The sequence below is a fragment of the 'Fragaria x ananassa' phyllody phytoplasma genome (assembly GCF_018274325.1).
GTDB lineage: Bacteria > Bacillota_I > Bacilli_A > Acholeplasmatales > Acholeplasmataceae > Phytoplasma.
The window spans coordinates 19160-40978 of record NZ_JAGVRH010000004.1 but is presented as its reverse complement, the minus strand read 5'-3'; the positions used below and the strand labels follow the sequence as shown (position 1 = coordinate 40978).

Genomic DNA, 21819 nt, shown 5'->3' with positions numbered 1-21819 from the left:
TTTAAGGCCCATAGCCAAGTGGTAAGGCAACGGACTTTGACTCCGTGATTCGTTGGTTCAAATCCAGCTGGGTCTGCCATTTTTTAATTTTATAATTAATAAAATCAAAATTAAGCGGGTGTGGCGGAATGGTAGACGCACTAGATTTAGGATCTAGCGCTTGTAGCGTGCAGGTTCAAATCCTGTCACCCGTACCATAAACCTCATTTGTTCAAAGGGATATGATGTCAACGGTAGCATAACGGTCTCCAAAACCGCTCGTTCGGGTTCGAATCCTGATATCCCTGCCATTAATAAATATTATAATTTTATTTTTTTAATTATAAAATATTTATCAAATAATCATTATTAATTAAAATAAAAGGAGTTTTTTATATGGGTAATTTTTTTTATTTTCATTAATCATATTAAAATAAAACTTATTGAACTCCAACAGAAACTTATTGTTGGAGTTTTTTTAATTTCTAAATAATGGTAAAAGGAGTAAAATAGTTAAAAAAAGAAGTAAAAGTTAAAAATATTGCATTAAATAATTGACAATTTTGTTTTTTTTTGATTAAATAAAGTTGTAGGTTTAAAAATTTATTTGGTTATTGGAACAAAATAATTGATTTTACTTGTATGTTATTGTGTTATTCTTGTATAGTAAAATCGTAAAGTATAATAAATACTTTTGAATAGGAGTAATTTTTTTTGCTACTTTTAATATTCGAAGTTATTAATAAAATTAAAAATTATAATAAACAGGAATTAGCGATTATGATTGGTTTAATTGTTGTTTTTTTCCCGGTTGTGATATTTCTTTTAGGGAAATTAGTTATTAAGATAATTGTATTTATTTATCGCATTAACTTCTCCCTTGCTGCAGTCTTTAATCACTCTAAAAAAAATAAACAATCACAAAGCAAAAGTGGTGGGAATAATTCAAGTCATTTACCAAATATTTTAATCAATAACAAAGATTTTGATTCCAATTGTTTAATTAATTTAAAATTATTAGAAATGATGGATAATAAAAAAAACGATACATCAAAAACTGATTTATTAGAAATGAAACAAAAAATGATGGAAACATATTTTAATCAAAAATTGTTTGAATTAGAAATTAAACAAAAAATGATGGCATTAGAAGATAATCAAAAAAGACTTTATGATAATCCACCTAAAAATTTTTTGGATGAAATACCTCAAACCTTAAGACAAATTTTAGAAAAATTAACTAATGTTGAAGAAATGCAATTTGAAATTTTAAAAGACGATACGAAAAAAACTTATTATAGTTCAGATGATCGTATATTATATGTCAATCCAGAAGATTTTTTACACATTAACAAAGCTTTAGTACAACAAAAACATCAACAACTTAACAAATAAATATTTTTGAAATATTTTATTAACAATACCCATCACTTTTTTTGATAAAGTGGTGGTTTTTTAATTTTTATAATTACAAAATTATACAGAAATATAATTCAAAAATAAGAAAAAAGTTATCTTGAAAAATATTATAATGTTATAATAAGAAGGTGAAAAATTAATTTTTTTTATCTTTTATTTTTTAAATCACCTTATTAAGAAGCTGATGTTATTTATTATTTTTAATTTCAAAAACACAAATATATTATAAAAATGCTAATTTATTAATGTATCATACTAATGGTGAGGCTATTTCCATGAATAACAAAAGAATTTTAATACGCTTTGGAGAATTGTTTTTAAAAGGTAAAAATAAAATATATTTTATTCAAAAATTAAAAAAACTTTTACATAACAAAACAAAAGACTTAAATAATATCGATTTGCAAATTAAATATGATTATGCTTATATAGATTATCCTTTAAATTTAGAAAAACAAATTTTAACAAGATTATCTTATGTATCAGGTATTTCTTCATTTGTAATAGCTACTCAAGCTCAAAAAAATATTGCTAACATTGTAAAACAAGCTTGTTCTTTACTAAAAGAAAAAATTAATAAACGGACGTTGTTTAAAATTAAAGTCACTCGAAAAGATAAAAGTTTTTTTTTAACTAGCATGGAATTAACTCAAAAAATTGCCCCTTTGATTTTAGAACCTTTTACAAAATTATTGCATGTTAATGTTAAACAACCACAAATAATTTTAAATATTGAAATTAGAAAAGAAACAGTTTATCTTTATTGCAATGATGATCAAAAAGAAGCTTTAGGAGGTTTTCCTAACTCTTCTACTGGAAAAGGTTTAGTGCTTTTAAGCGGTGGGATTGATTCTCCAGTAGCTGCTTATTTAGCAATGAAAAAAGGAATTGTAGTAGAATTAGTTCATTTTGAATCAAGTCCCCTAACTCCTTTAGAATCAGTTCAAAAAGTTATTGATTTAACAAAAATTTTAAGTCGTTATTCTTTTAACAATCAAATAAAATTGCATTTGGTTCCTTTTAGATCTTTACAAAAAATTATAAGTAAAAAGGTTTCTGATCCTTATATTATTAATATTATGCGTCGAATGATGTACCATTTAGCCAGTAATTTCGCACATGCAAACAAACATTTATGTTTAATTAATGGAGAATCAGTAGGACAAGTAGCTAGTCAAACTTTAGAAAGCATGCAAACTATTGATCAAATTGCTAATATCAATATTTTAAGACCTTTGATTACCATGGACAAAGGTGAAATCATTAGAATTGCTAAACATATTGACACTTTTAACATTTCTGTTCGCCCTTTTCAAGATTGTTGTACTCTTTATTTACCTAAATCACCTGCAACTAAACCTAATATTTTTAAAATCGAACGAGAAGAGCGATTTTTTGACTATCAAAACTTATTAAAGATTATTTTAGAAAAAACAATTACTTTAAAAATTGAAGAAAACTCATCATTTAATATTTTAGATTTTGGTGTTTTTGATGTTCAAGAAGCGATTGATAATTTTTGTCAACAAAATTCAAATCAAAAAATGGTTTTAAAAAAATAAACACGCAAACTTAATGAAAACAACAAATTGCGTTAATATTAATTTATTAACACCAAAATTATTAGTTTCACTGAAATAAGATTTATTTAAAAGGAAAATTAAATGATTACTTCTAAACAAAATCCTATTTTTAAAAAATTAAAAAAGTTAAAATTAAAAAAATATCGTGATTTATATCAACAATTTTTAATATATGGTGATCATTTAATTGAACAAGCTGAACAAGCACAAAATAACAACAAAAACAATTTTTTTATAGAGATTTATACATCTTCTTATACCAAAAAAGGGATTTTTATTGCTCCTGAATTAATGAAAGAATTATCTCAAACCAAAACAGTTTTTGATCAAATAGCCCTTTGTCAATTCACTTTATCACCTAAATTGGATTTGATTCATAATAAAATTTTAGTATTAGAAGATATTCAAGATCCTGCAAATCTTGGTGCTTTAATGCGTAGCGCAGTTGCTTTTGGTTTTAATCAAATTTTTCTTAGTTTTCATAGTGCTGATTTTTATCATGAAAAAACCATTAGAACTAGTCAAGGGTCTTTGTTTAACCTTGTTTTGCAAAGAGGCCAAATTAAAATATTTTTAGAACAAGCTAAACAAAAAGGATATCAAGTTTTTATCACTTTGCCACATCAAAAAGCTAATATTTCTTTTGAAAAGACTAAATCTTATTTAAAAAAAATTTTAATTTTAGGAAATGAAGGATCAGGTATTTCTTTTCCAGTAATAACCCTTGCTGATTATTGTTTAAATATTAAAACTCAACAAGTAGAAAGTTTGAATGTAGCAGTTGCTGGTAGTATTTTGATGTATCTTTTATAAGATTAATTTTTATTATATAATTAAAATATTTAAAAAAACAAAAATAAATAAAAAAGAAGTAAAAAAAAGAAAGAATAAAAAGGTTGAAATAATGAACATATTACACGACATTAATCCTAAAAGAATTACAAAAGACAAATTTATTGCAGTTATTGAAATTCCTCAAGGAAGTAAAAAAAAATATGAAATCGATAAGGAAACAGGAATGTTAATGCTAAATCGTTTTTTAAATACTTCCTTCAGATACCCCGCTAATTATGGCTTTATCCCCTTAACTCATTGTGAAGATAATGATCCTTTAGATGTTTTAGTTTTATCTCAAGAAAACCTTGCTCCTATGACTTTACTAGAATGTCGTCCTTTAGGTGTTATTAAAATGATTGATAACCATGAATTAGATGATAAAATTATTGCAGTTCCAATAGCTGATGCTTTTTGGAAACATTTCCATGAATTAACAGATATTCCTAATCCTTTATTAAACGAAATAAAGCATTTTTTTCAACATTACAAAGAATTAGAAAATAAAAATGTAACTATTGAAAATATCAAAGGAAAAGAATCAGCTTCACTGGTGATTGAAAAAAGTATTCTTTGCTATCAACAAATTATTAAACCAAATTTAAAAAAAGCGTAATTTTATTTTTTAATTGTAACAATTACTTTTAGTTATTTTATGTACCTTTAAGTAAACTTATAACTAAATAAGTATTGGCATTAAATGTTGACTCCCTTTTAATTTTTGTAAGAAAGTGTATTTTTTGATTATGAAAACAATAATTACTAATAAAAAAGCATTTCATGATTTTTGTTTAGAGAAAAAAAAATATCATGCAGGGATTCAATTATTAGGAAGTGAAGTTAAGTCAATTCGTTTAGGAAAAATCAATCTCACTAATTCTTATATTTATGTTAAAAATCAAGAGATTTTTATAGTTAATATGGTTGTTTTAAAATACCCTTTTAGTTGTTGCTTGCAATATGATGAAAATAGAATCAAAAAACTTTTATTACTCAAAAAAGAAATTATCCAAATTCAAAATAAAATTAAAACTCAAGGATTTTTAGTGATTCCTTTAAAAGTTTATTTTAACAAAAATTTAGTAAAAATAGAAATTGTGTTGGCTAAAGGTAAAAAAAAACATGATAAACGAAATGTTTTAAAAAATAAAGATGCTAATTTATTAATTCAAAAAACTTTAAAAAAGATTAACCAATAGCAAAGTTTATTGAATTAACTATTATTTATTTTGGTTTGGTGTTTGTATGAAAAGTTAGCAAAGATCAAAAAAAATTAAAAACATTTATCACTTGACTTAAAAATTTATCTAATCTAATTAGAAATTAATGGAAGTTGATTATGAATATTTCAAAAACTCGTTTTATTAAATTTTTAAAAATGCTTAAATATTTAAAATACACAACAATTTATCAAAATAAAAAACAATTTTTGTTAGATTTTTCTAATGAATTAAAAGTTTTAATGAATGAAGAGACTTTGGATAAAAAAATAAGTTTTTTATCACAAATACATAATGATAAAAATCAAAAAACAACGAATTTAAATGAAAAACATTTAGAAATTATAAAACCTTATTATCAACAATTAGAAATACTTTTAGGTCGATATATTAAAAATAATTTTTCAGGAAATATTATTTATTCTTTGGAAACACACAAACAAAAAAAGTTTCAAATGCAAAAAAAAGAACATCAATTATATTGTTTTTTAGATGGTTATCAAGAAGATGAAACAACTATTCGTATTTTTGAAACTAAAGCAACCACTAGTCAAAAATTTTTACAATTACAATTTAAACACAATAATGGTCAAAAATATCCTTTTTTTCAAAAAGCAACCTCAAATTTTTTAACTCCTTATCTTTTTGAAGATAATATCACTAACTCTTTGTATCAAGATAAAATAAAAAAAATAATAAATCCTTATTCACAAGAAGGACGATATATATATGATTTAACTTATCAAAGATTAGTTATTGAAAATAGCCTTAATTCAGCACAAAAAAAGAAGAAAAGAAAATATTATTTAGTTGTATTTAATTCAGATTATGTGTTAGAAAATGATAATTATAATTCTTTTGATGACCCTAATATAATGGTTTTTATTGATTTAACTTCTATAACCGAACAAGGACAGCAAATATTAGAACAAGATAGCGATGTTTTAACTTTTCATTTATCTAATCAAAACCAATCAAATTTAACTAAATCTCATTTTTTAACTGAAAAAATTTCAATTTTTTATGAAAAAATTCCTCCTCAAAACAGCATTTTTACCTATTTTTTTCATCACCATGGTTTTTGCGATGGTCAAAAAAAATATCATTTAGAAGAATTAATTGAACAAAAATATTATCATGCGCTAGATGTACCTATTAATTATCTTCATCGCTTGGATAACCGAATTCAACAAAAAGTAATAGCAACTAAACTCCCTTATTATTGTTTTGATAAAATTGAATTAGGTCTTAAAACTTTGAAATACCCTCTTTATTATTTAGATTTCGAATCTTTTCCATGTCCTTTTCCTAGATTTTTTGGAGAAAAACCTTATAGTCATTCTCTTTTTCAATTTTCTTTACACATTGAAACAACTCCCAATTCATGTCATCAAGAATTAAATCATGTTTCTTTTTTAGCCCCTAATCATCAAGATCATCGTAAAACATTAATTATAAAGTTAATCAACGCCATTAAAGATGATGGTGGCTCTATTATTGTTTATCATCAGTCTTTTGAAAAAAGCCGTTTAAAAGAATTATCTTTGTTATTTCCAGAATATCGTTTACAATTAGAAAAATTAATTACCAGAATTTTTGATCTTAAAGACCTTTTAAAAGGGAATTCTAATTTTTATCAAAAATTAGGTTTATCGAAAGAAAAAGCAAAAGGAATTAATTTTTATCATCATTGTTTACAAGGGTCTTTTTCCATTAAAAAAGTAGCTCCTTTGTTTTGTAATTTTTCTTACGATGATCTTGTTATCCAAAATGGTATCGAAGCTTTTTTAACTTATATTCAATTACCTTTAATCCCTGAAAAACAATTTCAATTGCAATATCAAGCTTTACAACGTTATTGTCAACAAGATACTTGGGTCATGGTAGAAATTTTAAAAAATTTAAAAATCAAAAATCAAAATCATAATTTTCCTCACCTTACTTTTAAAGATGTTGTTGTTTAATTTAATTATCAAACTTAAAATCAATTTTAATTGCTTAAAAAAACAAATCCTCACTTAATTTTTTTATTGAAGTGATGCATAAAAAATTATTATTTATTCTTTTTAAATGATATAATAAAGTTATGAGTTGTGTTTTATTTTTCGAAAATAAAAGTGGTACTTATTTAAGCTACTACTTTTTTTAATTTTAATATCTTATTTTATTTCAATTTGTATTTCAAAGTTGTGCTAGATTTTGTTTTTTTGTTAAAATTATTTTTATAAAGATAAAAAGCATTGACTATATGATACATTAGGAGGTTTGACATTTGATTAGTAAAAATTTTTTTAAGCTTTTAGATAAAATAGTTCAAGAAAGAGATTTACCAAAAAACGATGTTGTTGATGCTTTTGCTAAAGGTTTAGTTTCTGGTTGTAAAAAAAACCATCGTGTTAAAAGTTGTCGTTTGCATTTAAAAGAAGATAAAAATGAAATTCTTTTGTATAAACAATTTTTAGTAACTGATGAAACAAACATTCACACCGTTAATTTAAAAGAGTGGACTCCAATTGAATTAAATGAAGCTCAAAAAATTAAACCACATGCCAAAGTGGGACAAATAATCGATATTAAAATTGATCCCAAAGATTTTAATTTATACGCCATTAAGGAATTCAAAAATCAATTTAACGAAGAGTTAACCAAAAAAAAAAGAGAAAATATTTATCATTTTTTTAAAATGCAAGAGGGAAAATTAATTAGCGCTAAAATTATTTCCGAAAATGAAAAATTTTATAATTTAGAATTAGAAAAAGAAATAACTACTTTACTACCTAAAAAAGAAGTTTCTGCTAATAATCTTTTACATGTTGGCGAAAGAATTCAAGTTTTTTTATCAGAAGTAAGAAAAACAACAAAATGGCCTAAAATTTTTGTAAGTCATAATCATATAGGTTTAGTTGTGAAAGTATTTGAAGAAAATATTGCAGAAATTCAAGAAGGAATTGTTAAAATAATGGTAATCGCTCGTATTTATGGAGAACGCACTAAAATAGGATTGTCTTCTGAGGATCCTCAAGTAGATCCAATTGGTTCTTGTATTGGTCCTAATAGCAAACGTATTAAACATATTGTTAAAATATTAAAAGGCGAAAAAATCGATTTATTTAAATGGAGTAAAGACCCTGAAGAATTGATTAGCAATGCTCTTAAACCTGCTCAATGCATTAATGTTATCATTAAAAATGATATTAATAAATATGCTTTGGCTATTATTCCAGATGATCAACTTTCTTTAGCTATCGGAAAATTAGGAAAAAATGTTAAATTAGCTGTTGAAGTAACTAAGTGGAATATTGATATTAAAAGCTTATCTCAAGCTCAAGAAGAAGGGATTATATAGATTTATCAATGAAAATTTTAAGAACATGTATAGTTTCTAAAAAGCTTCATAACCCGCGTGACATGATTAGAATTAACGCTTCTAAAGACGGCAAGGTTACAATTGATTATCAACAAAAGTTAAAAGGAAGAGGAGCTTATTTGAGTTTTCAAAGTCAATATGTTCTTGTAGCTCAAAAAAAGAAACTTTTGGACCAAAAATTAAAAACTTCAGTTCCACTAGAAATTTATCAAATACTTTTTCATTTTATGACATCAAAAAATTAATAATTTATCTTATTTAATTTATCTCAAATACCAATAAAATAACAATAAAAGGAGGGGCATCAAATGAATTTAAATGACAAAAAAAATAAATCTGATTCTTCCGAAAATAAATCTACAGTTTCTCAAAAAAAAAATATTTTGCAAAACAATACGACTACAAAAAAATATTTTTTTAACCCTCAAGATACTGTGGCCCAAATTGCTAAATCTTTTAATATTTCTAGTGCTGTTTTAGTTAAAAAATTATTAAAATTAGGGGTAGAAACCAATATTAACCAAACTTTAGACAAAGAAATTATCCAAATTTTAGCTAAAGAATGTGATATTCAATTTTTAGATCAAACTGGACTTAAAGCAAATTCTACTACTACAACAAAAACAACCCTAAATGATGCTAATTTAGAAAAAACACCCCCTATTGTAACTATTATGGGTCATGTTGACCATGGGAAAACAACTTTATTAGATGCCATTCGTAAAACACGTGTTGTTGACCAAGAATATGGCGGTATTACACAACATATAGGGGCTTATCAAGTTGAATATCAAAAACATAAAATTACTTTTATTGATACTCCTGGTCATGAAGCTTTTGATAAAATGAGAGCTAGAGGAGCTAAAATAACTAATATTTGTATTTTAGTTGTAGCTGCAGATGATTGTGTTAAACCTCAAACTGTTGAAGCTTTAAAGCACGCTCAAAAAGCTAAAATTCCTATTATTGTAGCCCTTAACAAAGTAGATAAACCTCATAATAACAGTAAGCAAATTATGACTGAATTATCTAGTTTTGATTTATTGCCTGAAGAATGGGGAGGAACAACTCCTTATATACCTATTTCTGCCCTTAAAAAAGAAGGCCTTGATAAATTGTTAGAGATGATTTTACTTTTAAGCGAACTTCAAGATTTAAAATCTAATTCTCAAAAACAAGCTCAAGGAACAGTTATTGAAGCTAGTTTAGATAAATCTTTAGGTCCTGTCGCTACGTTTATTGTAAGTGATGGTAACTTGAAAATAGGAGATATTGTAGTTGTTGGTAGTACTTATGCTAAAATTCGTTCTATGGAAAATGAATCCAAAAAACCATTAAAAAAAGTTTTCCCTTCTCAACCTGTTAAAATTTCAGGTTTAAAAGAAGTGCCACAGGCAGGAGATGTTTTTTATGTTGTATTAAATGAAAAACAAGCCCGTCAAATAGTAGACGAAGTAAAAGCTCAAAAAAAAGAATCCTTAATAAAAACAATTGTTCCTCAAGATTTAGAAAGTATTTTACAAAATCTAGAAGATGATAAACCTAAAGAGCTAAATGTTGTTTTAAAAACCGATACTCAAGGGAGTTTAGAAGCAATTCAGGATATGATTCAAAAAATTCAAATATCTAATTTGAAAGTTAATCTTTTGCGTGCTTCAGTAGGGTTAATCACTGAAAAAGATATCACCTTAGCCCAAACATCAGAAAGTCTTTTAATAGGGTTTAACATTAAAATAACAACTTCAATCTTGAAATTAGCACAAAATCAAAAAATTAAAATAATTGTTCATAATGTAATTTATCGCATTATTGAAGATGTTGAACACCAATTAAAACAAATGGTGCAACCGACTTTTAAAGAAGTTATCACAGGAAAAGCTGAAATAAGAAAAATTTTTAGCATTAGCAAAATTGGTAATATTGCTGGTTGTTATGTTATTCAAGGAATTATCAATCATAATGATTTAGCTAAAGTGATTCGCAATGGTGAAATAATATTTCAAGGAAAAATCACTTCTTTAAAACATTTAAAAGATAACATTAAAGTTTCAAAACAAGGTTATGAATGCGGTATTTTACTTGATAATTTTAATGATTTTAAAGTTAATGATATCATAGAAACATCTAAATTAAGTAAAATGGAGGAATAAAAGATGGTTGTAACAACAGCTGAAAGAATGGCTAGTATTATTAAAAAAGAATTAGTTTTAATCAATGAAATTATTCGAGAAGAGCAAATAGGTTATATTAATTTAACTGATGTTCAAGTGACTAAAGATTTATCTTTTGCTAATGTTTATTATACTATTTTAAACGATGCTCCAGATATTTTAAAATTAACTCAAGAAACCATTAACCAAAATAAAGTTATTATTAGAATGGAATTGGCTAAAAAAATTAAAAATTTTAGAAAAATACCTGATTTAGTATTTAAATATGATCAATCTTTATCTTATGGTCGTCATATAGATAGCATTTTAAAAGATATTAATAAATAATTTTGTTATATTAAAAAGTTTTCAATCATTAACATCAAATATAAAAATTTTTCTTATGAAATGTGATTCCCCTTTTTTTTAACTATTATTTTTTTCTTATTATTTGTATATTATTGGAATTTATTAATTATTACTAATTTTATTTACCAAAAAAATGATATTTATATTAAAGTAATTAAATATGTTTTCACATAAATTAAATAAAAAAGGTCAAAAATGAAAATTATTATTGGTTTAGGCAATCCAGGAGAAAAATTTAAAAATACACGTCATAATGTAGGTTTTGATATTTTAGATTTTTTTTTGCAACAAAACAAGCATTCTGTTATCGAAAAAAACAATGAATCACATATTTCTCAAACTATTATAGGGACTCAAAAATCACTTTTAATAAAACCACAAATGTATATGAATTTGTCTGGAATAGTAGTTCGCACTATTTTAAAAAAATATTCCATTAAAATAGAAGATATTTTAGTAATTGTTGATGATGTTTATTTATCCGAAGGGGAAATCAAATTAAAACCTCAAGGAGGTCATGGGGGGCATAATGGTTTAAGAAATATTATTAATTGTTGTGGAACTAAACAATTTAAAAGATTAAAAATAGGTGTTGATTATGATTCAAATGTTGCTTTGGATAAATATCTTTTAACTTCATTGAAATTTTCAAGTCAAAATCATATTTATAAAAAGATTGATAGTATTTTTGATATTATTAAAAAATTTATTAAAGGGGTTGATTTTAATATTTTAATGAGTTGTTATAATTCTAAAAATTAATATTTATATATTTTTTTAATGATTAAAAATATATAAAAAAACAAAAAGCAAATATTTGTACAAATATTTGCTTTTTGTTTTTTTATTTTAATTTGTTATTTCTATTTTTGGTAAAAGATTATTTTTACTAATTTTTATTTTAGAAATCACTTTATCTTTATATTGTAAAGTTTCAAATTGATAACCTTTATAATTAATTTTAATTTTTTCATCTTTTTTTGGGAATCTACCTAATTGGCCTATTAAAAAACCACTTAAAGTATCATAATTTTCAGTATTGAAATCAATTTTAATAACTTCTCCGATTTCTTCTAAATTAGAAAAACCATTAGCAATATATTCATTTGAAGAGATTTCTTTAATCATCATTTCTTCATCTTTGTCGTATTCATCTGAAATCTCTCCCAATATTTCTTCAATTAAATCTTCAAAAGTAACAATTCCAGCTGTTCCACCATATTCATCAATTACTATTGCCATATGTATTTTCATTAACTGCATTTCTCGAAATAATTCACTAGTGTTTTTTGATTCAGGAACAAAATAAGGTTTTTGAATAAAATTTTTAATATTAAAAATTTGACTTTTATTAGAAAACATTAAATATTTAAAAACATCTTTAACGTGAAGTACTCCTATAATATTATCAATATTGTTTTCATAAATAGGGAATCTAGTGTACTTTTCTATTTTAATGATTTCAAGCATTTTGTCTTTGTTGACTTTCACATTAAGAGCAATCACTTCTGTACGATGTCGCATAACTTCTGAGATAATAGTATGATCAAATTCAAAAATATTTTGAATCATTTTGTTTTCATTTTTATCGATAACACCTTTACGATAACTTGATGCTAAGATTAAACGAAGTTCATCTTCTGACAATTGCACATTATTTTTATTAGGATTTATTCCAAATATCATTAAAAAAAGATTACTTATTTGGGTTAAAACCCAAACCAAAGGAGTAATAATCCAAGCAATAAATGATATTGGAGTAGCAAAAAAATAAGCAATTTTAGCAGGAGAATGCATAGCTAAACGTTTAGGAATTAATTCTCCAAAAATAATAGAAATTATTATTATTAATATCTTCATTAATGCATATTGTATTTTAGGAGAAACCGTAATGATTCCTAATTGCAATGAATCACCTTTGTTCAAAAAACCCGATGTTACAACATTTCCTTGGAAAAAAGTAATAATATGAATCATTATTTGAATAACAGATAAAAAAGTAGTTGGATTTTCTTTAATTTTTTTAACTTTTAAAGCTTTTTTATTGCCTTTTTTAACATCTAACTCAATTTTGCTTTCATTCGTAGAAATAAAAGATATTTCACTAGCAGCAAAAAAAGAGTTCAATAAAATTAAAATAATCAATAATAATACTATAGGCATGTTAAACAAATAACCTTTTTAATTTGCTTTATAATTACCAACAATTTTTGTAAATTAATACCTCTTTTCAGCAACTTTATATTATCACTATCGTCCATTTATTTTAAAAAAAACCTCACTTTTACATATAATTATATTATAATAACTATTTTAAGTATAGCATAAATAAAGAAAAATGTCAATTGCGTTAAAAAAAACAATTGTTCGTTATTCGCAAATATAAAAAAATAGTTATTGTTTTGTAGTGGTGAGCTTGTTATTTTTACACCTTTTAATCATCTGCTATGTTTATTTGTAGTTATCAAAAAAATATTTTAAAAACAATTATTTTTATAATAAAACGGCAAAACGATCAAAAAAAATAAAAGCGTCTTGATTTATTTTATGAGATATGATAAAATTTAGGTTTAAAGGCCATTTTTGATATTTAAGAGTTAGCAGACAACGATAATAATTATTTTTTTTAGGTGTTAATGATAAAAGAGGTCCTAAAACTTTTATTTTTTGCTGGGAATTGTATTCTAAAATATTTTTAATGCGAAACGCTATCTTAAAAGTTTTTTGAAAATTAGAATGAGCAATTAAAATCTTACTAAGATAACCGAAGGGAAAATTTTGTGTGATCTTTCTTTCTTCTAACAGTTGTTGAATAAAGTTATTTTCATCATAAAGAGCTGCTCTTTTAATTGCAAAATGTTCTAAATTATAACTTTGAATAATTACTTTTCCTTCTTTTTTCCTAGCGCAACGCCCAGCGGCTTGAATTAACAATTGAAATGTTTTTTCAGAAGCTTTAAAATTTGGTATTTTTAAAAGAGCATCGGCCATTAAAACACCTACTAAAGTTACTTGATGAAAATCTAAACCTTTAGCTATCATTTGCGTTCCTAGTAAAATATCAGCTTTTCTTAGTTGGAAATCACTCCATAATCACTTATATTGAGAAATTTTTTTTATGTTATCTGAATCAAATTTAATTATTTTTGCTTGAGGAAAATTCTTTTTCAAATAATGTTCAATATATTCAATCCCTATTCCTACAGTTTTAATTGTATTTTTTTGGCAACAAGAACATTCGGTTTTAAAAGGTGTTTTATAACCACAATAACTACATTTTAATATATTGTTTTTGTAATAAAAAGTAAGACTATAATTGCAATTATAGCATTTAGGAACATGACCACAAAATCGACACAAGACAAAAGGAGAAAAACCTTTAGTGTTGATAAAAAAAATAGCTTGTTCTTTTTTAGCTAACGTTTATTTTAAAGCTTTTTTTAAAGAATTTGAAAATGGTTCTAAATTACCTTTTTTTAATTCTTCTTTCATATCGATTAATTGAATTGGTGGAAAAGTTTTAATTAAAGCTCTTTGGGTTAATTTTAACAGTTGATATTTTTTTTGATAAACTTGATGGTAACTTTCTAAAGATGGCGTGGCGCTTCCTAATATTAAAGGAATTTGATGATATTTAGCTCTAATTTGCGCCAATTCTTTGGCATCATAAGGAGACTTTTTTTTCTAACAAAGATTCATCATGTTCTTCGTTGATAATAATGATTCCTAAATAATTAAGAGGAGCGAAAATAGCACTTCTAGTTCCTAAAACAATTTGTACTTTTTGATTTTTAATTTTATTGAATTGATCTTGTTTTTGCAAAGGAGTTAAATAACTGTGTAAAACTGCAATTTCTGTCATAGTGAATTTACTTTTTAAACGTTGTATTAAAGGAGCTATCAACATAACTTCAGGAACTAAAAATAATACTTGCTTTTTTTGTTTCAAAATTTTAGCTATTAAATTTAAGTAAATTTCTGTCTTTCCGGAACTAGTTTTACCATGCAAAAGATAAGTTTGATATTTTTTTAAATTAATTTGTTGTAATATTTTTTTTTGTTCTTCATTTAAGATAATTTTTTTATTTTCTTCTAAAGGTTTAAAATGATGTTTCAAAAATATATCTATTTTTTTAGTACTTTTTAAAAGAATTTCTTGTTGGAGTAATTTATTAATAATATTTGAAGAAGTTAAAAGGAGTGCTTCTTTTCTTAATATTGTTATTTTATGTAATGGAACAGATTGATTATGGTTTAAATATTGTTGCAAGGAAGATAATTTAAGAATAAAATCTTTTTGCTTAGGAGTCAAATTTAATTGGCTTAATGATTTTATTTTTGGATTTAAATTATAACAAATATTTGTTTTCACTTTTTTAGTTGTTTTTAAAATATTTTGAATTTTAAGAATTCCTTTTTGTGATAATTTTTGTAATTCTTGTAAAATTTTATTATTAGTGTTTAACAAAAATTTATTTTGTTGAGGAATCAAAGTTTGGATGTTTTTAGGAATCAAAGCTCTTTTAATGATGGTGATTTCTTTTAAATAAGTTATTAAAAATTCTTTGGGAATAATTGTATTATAAACTAAAGTTTTCAGAACAAAAGGGGTTTTTAACATTTCTTCTGCCAATAAAAATAATTCTTCATTAAAATAAGGTTGTTCATCTAAAACACTAATCAAATATTTATTAGCAAAAATACTTTTATTTGTTATATTAACGATATAACCTAAATGTTGTGAATTATTTTTTCCAAAAGAAACGATCACTCTCACTCCTTTTTTCGCTAAAGGGATGAATTTTTCAGGAACTAAATAATCAAAATAGTGATTTAAAGCAGAAGTTGGAAGTTCTATAATAACTTGAGCTATCAATTTTAATGGCCTTTCACTTTCTTTTTTTGAAAGTTAATTTCAAAATTGAAATTTATATTAAATAATAAACAAAACTTATCAATTCGCTTCATAACATTAATAACTATTTTTATTTTGTTGTTTCTTTCTATGAATTTTTTTTTATAATAAGAGGGATATATTAAAAATTCTTTCTTATTACTAAAGAGAGTTTATGTCTAATTATAAAAAGATTAAAGTTATTTGAAGAAATCATATTCAATACAAAATAATTTTATTTGTATTTTACATAATTAAAATTATAACAAATTTGTTTAATAAAACTAATTATTAAATTAAATGGAGATTGGTTAAAATATAAAAATAATTTTAATTAAATAGAATTTTCAATATATAAATTCATAAATTAATGGTTCAAAAATAAATATAAAGTGTTTTTTATAAATAAATTTTAATAATAAATTATATAACAGTTTTATAGAGATTAATAAAATTAAAAAATAAACAAAGATTGGAATCAATGTTAAAAAAACAAGTTAAAGAACAAAAAATTCGTAAAATGTTAAAAAAAGTTGATCTACGAAAATTAAAAATTGTAGTTTTAAAAAACTGTAGTAAGAAAACTCATTTTAAAGATAAAAATCATATTCTTTTTGTTAATCCTCAAGTGAAAGTAATTTTAGACCAAATTTTAAAAGAATTGGGTCAAAAAAATATCTTAAAATGATATATTCATTCTTTTGATGATTAACCAAGATTAAAAAAAGTTAAATATTAATTTTGAGAAAAACTTTAAAGAATATTTACTTGAGTGATTGATTATTTTTTAAAAGTTAATGGTGTTTTTTTAGTTTGATTAATAAATATTATTTAATTATTTTAGTTTTTGGCGGAGGAAGAGGGATTCGAACCCTCGCATCTAGATTAGATCTACACGCTTTCCAAGCGTGCCTCTTCAGCCACTTGAGTATTCCTCCAAAAAAGTCTTTCAAAGACTTTAAGATTTAATTATAATTAACAACAATAAGGGCAATCATCACTTTTTTTATCATTATTTAAACTTTTTTGTAATCGTAAAACATCTTGAGCAATTGCAAGTTCTTCGTTAGTAGGGATTACAAAAACTTTAATAAGAGATTCAGGAGTTGTAATAAGGGTTTCTTTTCCTTGAGTTTTATTCTTTTTTTCATCTAATTTAATTCCTAAAACTTCTAAACGATTAATTACTTCTGATCTAAAAAAAACAGAATTTTCACCGATTCCAGCAGTAAAAACTAAAGCATCAATACCTTTTAATAAAACATAATAACTAGCAATATAATCAACTATACGTTTTACTTGGATATCATGAGATAAACGAGCTTGAGGATTCCCTTTTTCAATTTCTGCTAAAATATCTCTAGAATCATTTGAAATCCCTGAAACACCAAGATAACCAGATTTTTTATTTAAATCATCGATAATATCGTCAATGCTTTTGTTTTCTTTATCTGCAATAAATTTAATCACTGCAGGATCGATATTACCACTTCTAGTACCCATTGGGACCCCTTCTAAAGGAGTGAAACCCATAGAAGTATCCAAAGATTTCCCAGAATTAACAGCACACAAAGAAACTCCATTACCAACGTGACAAATAATTATTTTGGCATCTTTTTTGCCTAAAATAGACTGTATTTTGGCAGTTACATATTTATAAGATGTTCCATGAGCCCCATATTTTCTAACTTGATATTTTTGATACCAATAATAAGGAGTGGCATATAAAAAATTAACTTTAGGAATAGTTTGGTGAAAGGTTGTATCAAAAACTCCAACTTGTAAAACTTGAGGTAATACTTTTTTAAAAGCTTTAATACTGATAACGTTAGCTGGGTTATGCAAAGGAGCTAAATCATTAAGGCTTTCCACTTGAGCAATTGTTTTATCAGTTAAAATAGTCGCATCTGTAAACAACTCTCCCCCTTGAACAATTCGATGTCCAACTCCTTCAATTTCTTCTAATCGATTAATAATTTTTTTTTGAATTAAAATATTTAACAATAATTCAACTGCTTTTTGATGATTAGGAACAGGCAATGTTTTAGTCTCTTTATGCAAATTTGTTTTAATGGTTAAAGAAGTATGTGTAGAGCCAATTCTTTCGATTACACCTGAAACAATCATTTGTTCTTCTGGCATTTCTAATAATTGAAATTTTAAAGACGAACTACCTGAATTTACCGAAATAATTTTCATATATTTTTTCTCTTTTCTGTTTTTTTGTTTAGCTGTGTTAATTATTTATTTTAAAATTTATCATTTTTTTGTATATTGATATTTTTAAATTTAATTCATAAATTCTAATTCATTGAAATTATTGTAATAAAGGTAAAATTGTGAAATATTGAATTTAAATCATATTTTTATGTATTTTAAAATTTTATCAAAAATCTTAATTTAAGTTTTTTAATAAAAAATATATTCCTAAAACATGAAATAAAGTTCCTAACATGACAAAAATATGCCAAATGAAATGAAAATATTTTTTATTATCTTTGACATAAAAAAAGACACCTAAGCTATAAAAAACTCCCCCTAAAAAAATAAAAAGCAAAATTCGTTTATTATGTGGTTCCATTAATTTTGGGAAAAAAAGTAGTCCGCTCCATCCCAATAAAACATAAAATACAATGTGAAGATTCTTTCCTTTGTTAAACCAAAATATTTTTCCAAGAATGCCACATAACACTAAAATACATTGGGAAATAAAAAAAAATTGTCCTTTTGTAATAGATAAATTAAAAAATGGTTCTTGCAATTCTTTTAAAAGCAATAAAATAGGAGCAAAAGTTCCCCAAATCAATAAATAAATGCTGATATGATCGGTTTTTTGAAAAAATTTTTGTGCTTTAGTAAAAGCTAAAGCATGAAATAAAGTGCTCATTAAATAAAGAATAATCATTGATATACTAAAAATTAACACAATAAAATTAGTCGCGAGTGTTCTTTGTTTAGAAGCCTCAATACTAAAAAAAACAAGGATAAAAATCCCTAAAGGGATCATTAAACCGTGAGAAATAGTATTAGCAATTTCCTCACCTAATGTTTGTTGGTCACTTGATTTGATAGGCCATTTCAAAATAACTTATCAACCTCCCTACCTAATAGTTTTTAATTATATTTACTAAATCAATAATGCATCCACGATGTTTAAATTTTAATATATCATTTCAAAAAAAAATATAAAATGTAAAAAAACAGAACTCTCTTATATTTTATCATATACTAAAACTTTTAAGATAACATTTTTTAATATATAAAAAAAATAAATTTAGATTAAAAGTTAATGCAACAAAATGAAAGGCAATGAAATGAGAAATATCAAACAATCAAATAAAAGGTTTCTTTTTTCGTTTTTCTTATTTTATACAAATAACAAAATAATTAATCTAATTAAATTTTTTTTATAATATAATTACACCGCAAGATAATGCTTATTATAAAAGGAAATTCCAAAATAAGCAATTGTTAAAAGAGTCATTATACAACTTAGAAAAAAATGTTCTCCTTTAATTTTACGACTTTGATTTGAACTAAAAGAACTGCTTGAAAAAGAAACTGCATCATTATTGTTGGATAAAAATAAAATATTTAAAATAATTAAAATAGAAATAATTATCATTGCTACTATTTGTGTTTGTAGTGTATTCATAAATTATATTCTCCTTCTTTTTTTAATATGTTTTTAAACGATATTTTTTGTAAATATTTGTTATAATTTTCAAATTTTTGAATATTTCGCGGATTTAAAAATTGAACAATTATTATTTTTTCTTGCAATGAAATAACAACACCTAAACCAAAAAGATGATGTTTTACTTGTTTTCCTTTTTGAAATAGATATTGAACATTAGAATTATTTTTGGTAAAACAAAAGCCCATTTCTTTTAAAAAGATTGATGGCAAATGATCTAAATTTTACCATATAAGTTTATTTGATAAGTTCCTTTTAAAAAATAATTTCTTTCGCGCTCTTGTAACAGCTACATAAACTAATCGCCTTGATTCTGCTAATTCTTATAACTTATGAAAATCAAAAATATTATTTTCTAAAGCCGCAAGAAAAACAACTTTAAATTATAATCCTTTAACTTTATGAATAGTAGCTAATTTCACATAATCATTGATTTGCTTATTTTGATTAATTTCTTTATTTTTTTTCGTTATATAAAGATATTTGTTCTAAAAAATTAGCTAATTTTTTAAAATGATTGTCTTTTGCATTTTGCTCAAATTGTACTAAAACATTTTTTAATTTTTCAATATAAAAAATGGATGAATTATCTACTTTTTGTTTTTCATCAATATCTTTATCTTTTGCTTGAATTTGGGTTTGAATTAGAAGAATAACAAATTATTTGATCAACATAAGTAATTATATCACCAAGACTATGAAATTGATTTTTAATTATCTTAATGTTGATTTCTTTAATCAAGTCTTGGAACTGCTTTAATTGTTTTTTTAGCCCTTTGAGTAATCTTAATTTAATCTAGATGTTGTAAAGTTTCAAAAAGAGATAAATTTTTATCCTTTAGTAAATATTTCTAAATGTCCCTAAAGATACTTTTCAAATTTGTCTTTTAGGAATATTAATAATCCTTTTTAAATAAAAATCTTGAAAAAGGTTGATGATCATTTGCAAATAAGCTAAAAAATCTTTGATGATTTTTCTTTGATAAAAAGATAGATTATCAAAAAAAAATATAAGGGATATTTACAGTTAAGAAAGGTTTTTTCTAAAATTTTACCAATGACATTATTACGGTATAAAATAGCAAAATCTTGATAACAATATTTTTTTGCTTTTCACTATAAAACTTGAAAAGAATAGGTGATAAGTGAAAAAAGTTATTTTCCCTATTTATAAAAAAATTAAAAAAGGAGATTCAAAATGGCAAGAAATATTAAACGTTATTATTCCAAAATAAAATTTTTTAGAAGAAAAAAATTAACCCTAAGCAGTTTTTTTATGTATTGTTTATTACCTGTTTTAGGCATTATTATTCTTGTTTGTATTTTTTTTAGCTCATAAAGGTTATATTTCAATAGCTAAGTAAGAAAAATAAATAAATGTAGCTATTGCAGGAAGAATTGTTTTAAAAAGAGGATAAAAAAAAGCTGGTTTTTTTTATTTTTATGTTATAAAACCTTAAAATTAAGGTATATTAATGTTAATTCCCAAAGCAAAAATAAATAACTTTCAAATTATTGAGTACTTATCACCTATTCCTCTTTGAATTTTGCGAACTATATATTGTACTTCTAGATAATAATTTTCAAAAAATTGAGAAACAACTTGTATCTCTTCTTTTTGTTCATATTGTGCGCTAGTTATTTTTTTTAAAAGGATGTTCTTAATTAAAACTAATTAAAAGATTTGCTTTGGTTAAAATATTGGGTAAAGGATGATAATTTTGTTCTAAAAAAGATATTTGTGGGTCAAAATGCTTTAAAAAATAACTGACTATTTTTAAAACAAGATCCTCTAAAGGAATAAATATTTTGATCAGAGGATCTCCAACTACAAAAATATAACGATTTTTTTTCTGACAAAAAAGTTAAAATTTTATATTGAAAAAAATCATTATTTTGAAACTCATCTACTAAAAGATATTAAAATTATGATTGATATAACTTCTTTACTTGGAGATAATTATAAGTATATAAAATTAAATCATCAAAATCAATTAAATTATGAATTTGTAAATATTTTTGATATTTATCTTTATTTTTTTTGTATAAATTATGTTTAAAAAAAACAAGATCAAAGGGATTAGTAGATTCTGTTTTTATAGCTTTTTTAAGATATAGCTTTTTTAAGAAAAGATTCTTCATCTTTTATTTTTTTTTTTTTTAATAAATGAAATACGTCGTTTTAATTTCGAAATATCAGAAAATTTAAGATTTAACTTAAGTTATTTTAAAATAATTTTAAGAATTTTATTTCTATCGCAATGATATATAATAATGAAATTTTTTTGATATCCAAAAGGTAAAAGA

At 23.8% G+C, this 21819-nt stretch carries 23 protein-coding genes, 4 tRNA genes and 2 pseudogenes; 16 read left to right on the top strand and 13 right to left on the bottom strand.

The annotated features are described in order from the left end of the window. The first annotated feature begins 4 nt into the window (after positions 1–4). From J8J04_RS01770 to pth, 14 genes are all read left to right on the top strand, one after another. Positions 5–79, top strand: a tRNA-Gln gene (locus J8J04_RS01770). A 35-nt stretch (positions 80–114) separates the two neighbouring features. Next, positions 115–197, top strand: a tRNA-Leu gene (locus J8J04_RS01765). Between the two features lie 18 nt (positions 198–215). Then, positions 216–290 (top strand) — tRNA-Trp (locus J8J04_RS01760). A 403-nt stretch (positions 291–693) separates the two neighbouring features. Beyond that, on the top strand, positions 694–1374 hold the full coding sequence (locus J8J04_RS01755; RefSeq protein ID WP_225885820.1) for a hypothetical protein: 681 nt from the start codon (positions 694–696) through the stop codon (positions 1372–1374). A 299-nt stretch (positions 1375–1673) separates the two neighbouring features. Further along, positions 1674–2960 carry a tRNA uracil 4-sulfurtransferase ThiI gene (thiI, locus tag J8J04_RS01750; RefSeq protein ID WP_212331467.1) on the top strand — a complete coding sequence of 429 codons (1287 nt, stop codon included), beginning with the start codon at positions 1674–1676 and terminating at the stop codon, positions 2958–2960. Between the two features lie 102 nt (positions 2961–3062). Next, a complete protein-coding gene (locus J8J04_RS01745) occupies positions 3063–3794 on the top strand; it encodes a TrmH family RNA methyltransferase (protein ID WP_212331451.1) in 732 nt (243 codons plus the stop codon). Between the two features lie 91 nt (positions 3795–3885). Continuing rightward, positions 3886–4431: an inorganic diphosphatase gene (locus J8J04_RS01740; protein ID WP_212331448.1), complete on the top strand. Its 546-nt coding sequence runs from the start codon at positions 3886–3888 to the stop codon at positions 4429–4431. 130 nt (positions 4432–4561) lie between these two features. Beyond that, on the top strand, positions 4562–5014 hold the full coding sequence (gene smpB / locus J8J04_RS01735) for an SsrA-binding protein SmpB (RefSeq protein WP_212331444.1): 453 nt from the start codon (positions 4562–4564) through the stop codon (positions 5012–5014). 140 nt (positions 5015–5154) lie between these two features. Next, on the top strand, positions 5155–6999 hold the full coding sequence (locus tag J8J04_RS01730) for a DUF2779 domain-containing protein (protein WP_212331441.1): 1845 nt from the start codon (positions 5155–5157) through the stop codon (positions 6997–6999). A 308-nt stretch (positions 7000–7307) separates the two neighbouring features. After that, on the top strand, positions 7308–8381 hold the full coding sequence (gene nusA, locus J8J04_RS01725; protein WP_212331438.1) for a transcription termination factor NusA: 1074 nt from the start codon (positions 7308–7310) through the stop codon (positions 8379–8381). Between the two features lie 8 nt (positions 8382–8389). Next, complete coding sequence (locus J8J04_RS01720) at positions 8390–8647, top strand: YlxR family protein (RefSeq protein ID WP_212331436.1); 258 nt, start codon at positions 8390–8392, stop codon at positions 8645–8647. A 63-nt stretch (positions 8648–8710) separates the two neighbouring features. Beyond that, a complete protein-coding gene (infB, locus tag J8J04_RS01715) occupies positions 8711–10552 on the top strand; it encodes a translation initiation factor IF-2 (RefSeq protein WP_212331434.1) in 1842 nt (613 codons plus the stop codon). 3 nt (positions 10553–10555) lie between these two features. Continuing rightward, complete coding sequence (gene rbfA, locus J8J04_RS01710) at positions 10556–10900, top strand: 30S ribosome-binding factor RbfA (protein WP_212331432.1); 345 nt, start codon at positions 10556–10558, stop codon at positions 10898–10900. Positions 10901–11116: 216 nt separating this feature from the next. Beyond that, positions 11117–11683, top strand: coding sequence for an aminoacyl-tRNA hydrolase (gene pth / locus J8J04_RS01705; RefSeq protein WP_212331430.1), 567 nt, complete (start codon positions 11117–11119; stop codon positions 11681–11683). Positions 11684–11770: 87 nt separating this feature from the next. Here pth and J8J04_RS01700 read toward each other — a convergent pair whose 3' ends face one another. From J8J04_RS01700 to J8J04_RS03140, 5 genes are all read right to left on the bottom strand, one after another. After that, complete coding sequence (locus J8J04_RS01700) at positions 11771–13084, bottom strand: hemolysin family protein (RefSeq protein ID WP_212331428.1); 1314 nt, start codon at positions 13082–13084, stop codon at positions 11771–11773. Positions 13085–13414: 330 nt separating this feature from the next. Then, entirely contained in the window at positions 13415–13963 is a 549-nt protein-coding gene (locus tag J8J04_RS03155; protein WP_225885819.1) for a hypothetical protein, read from the bottom strand. A gap of 51 nt (positions 13964–14014) precedes the next feature. Beyond that, positions 14015–14281, bottom strand: a complete 267-nt coding sequence (locus J8J04_RS03150; protein WP_225885818.1) for a hypothetical protein — start codon at positions 14279–14281, stop codon at positions 14015–14017. Positions 14282–14344: 63 nt separating this feature from the next. Beyond that, complete coding sequence (locus J8J04_RS03145) at positions 14345–14575, bottom strand: hypothetical protein (protein ID WP_225885817.1); 231 nt, start codon at positions 14573–14575, stop codon at positions 14345–14347. A 10-nt stretch (positions 14576–14585) separates the two neighbouring features. Beyond that, a complete protein-coding gene (locus tag J8J04_RS03140) occupies positions 14586–15797 on the bottom strand; it encodes a DEAD/DEAH box helicase (RefSeq protein WP_225885816.1) in 1212 nt (403 codons plus the stop codon). Between the two features lie 499 nt (positions 15798–16296). On the opposite strand from J8J04_RS03140, the gene J8J04_RS01690 reads away from it, so the two are divergent. After that, positions 16297–16503 carry a hypothetical protein gene (locus J8J04_RS01690; protein ID WP_212331426.1) on the top strand — a complete coding sequence of 69 codons (207 nt, stop codon included), beginning with the start codon at positions 16297–16299 and terminating at the stop codon, positions 16501–16503. A 160-nt stretch (positions 16504–16663) separates the two neighbouring features. Here J8J04_RS01690 and J8J04_RS01685 read toward each other — a convergent pair. The 7 genes and pseudogenes from J8J04_RS01685 to J8J04_RS03365 form a co-directional block, all read right to left on the bottom strand. After that, positions 16664–16753, bottom strand: a tRNA-Ser gene (locus J8J04_RS01685). Positions 16754–16790: 37 nt separating this feature from the next. Then, complete coding sequence (locus J8J04_RS01680; protein ID WP_212331423.1) at positions 16791–18014, bottom strand: acetate kinase; 1224 nt, start codon at positions 18012–18014, stop codon at positions 16791–16793. 196 nt (positions 18015–18210) lie between these two features. Beyond that, positions 18211–18897, bottom strand: a complete 687-nt coding sequence (gene trhA / locus J8J04_RS01675; RefSeq protein WP_225885815.1) for a PAQR family membrane homeostasis protein TrhA — start codon at positions 18895–18897, stop codon at positions 18211–18213. A 336-nt stretch (positions 18898–19233) separates the two neighbouring features. After that, positions 19234–19470 (bottom strand): hypothetical protein, encoded by a 237-nt coding sequence (locus J8J04_RS01670; protein WP_212331420.1) that lies wholly within the window; start codon positions 19468–19470, stop codon positions 19234–19236. Then, positions 19467–19724, bottom strand: coding sequence for a hypothetical protein (locus J8J04_RS01665; RefSeq protein WP_212331418.1), 258 nt, complete (start codon positions 19722–19724; stop codon positions 19467–19469). The genes J8J04_RS01670 and J8J04_RS01665 overlap by 4 nt, the downstream gene beginning before the upstream one ends. Positions 19725–19736: 12 nt before the next feature. Beyond that, positions 19737–19829: pseudogene (locus J8J04_RS03370) on the bottom strand (hypothetical protein); the annotation flags it as partial. 557 nt (positions 19830–20386) lie between these two features. Beyond that, a complete protein-coding gene (locus J8J04_RS03365; RefSeq protein ID WP_425305784.1) occupies positions 20387–20524 on the bottom strand; it encodes a 3'-5' exonuclease in 138 nt (45 codons plus the stop codon). Between the two features lie 186 nt (positions 20525–20710). On the opposite strand from J8J04_RS03365, the gene J8J04_RS01660 reads away from it, so the two are divergent. Beyond that, the gene (locus J8J04_RS01660; protein WP_212331512.1) at positions 20711–20851 is read left to right on the top strand and encodes a hypothetical protein; all 141 of its coding nucleotides are present in this window, start codon (positions 20711–20713) and stop codon (positions 20849–20851) included. 407 nt (positions 20852–21258) lie between these two features. On the opposite strand, the pseudogene J8J04_RS03360 reads toward J8J04_RS01660, so the two are convergent. Beyond that, positions 21259–21420: pseudogene (locus tag J8J04_RS03360) on the bottom strand (UvrD-helicase domain-containing protein); the annotation flags it as partial. Between the last annotated feature and the right edge of the window lie 399 nt (positions 21421–21819).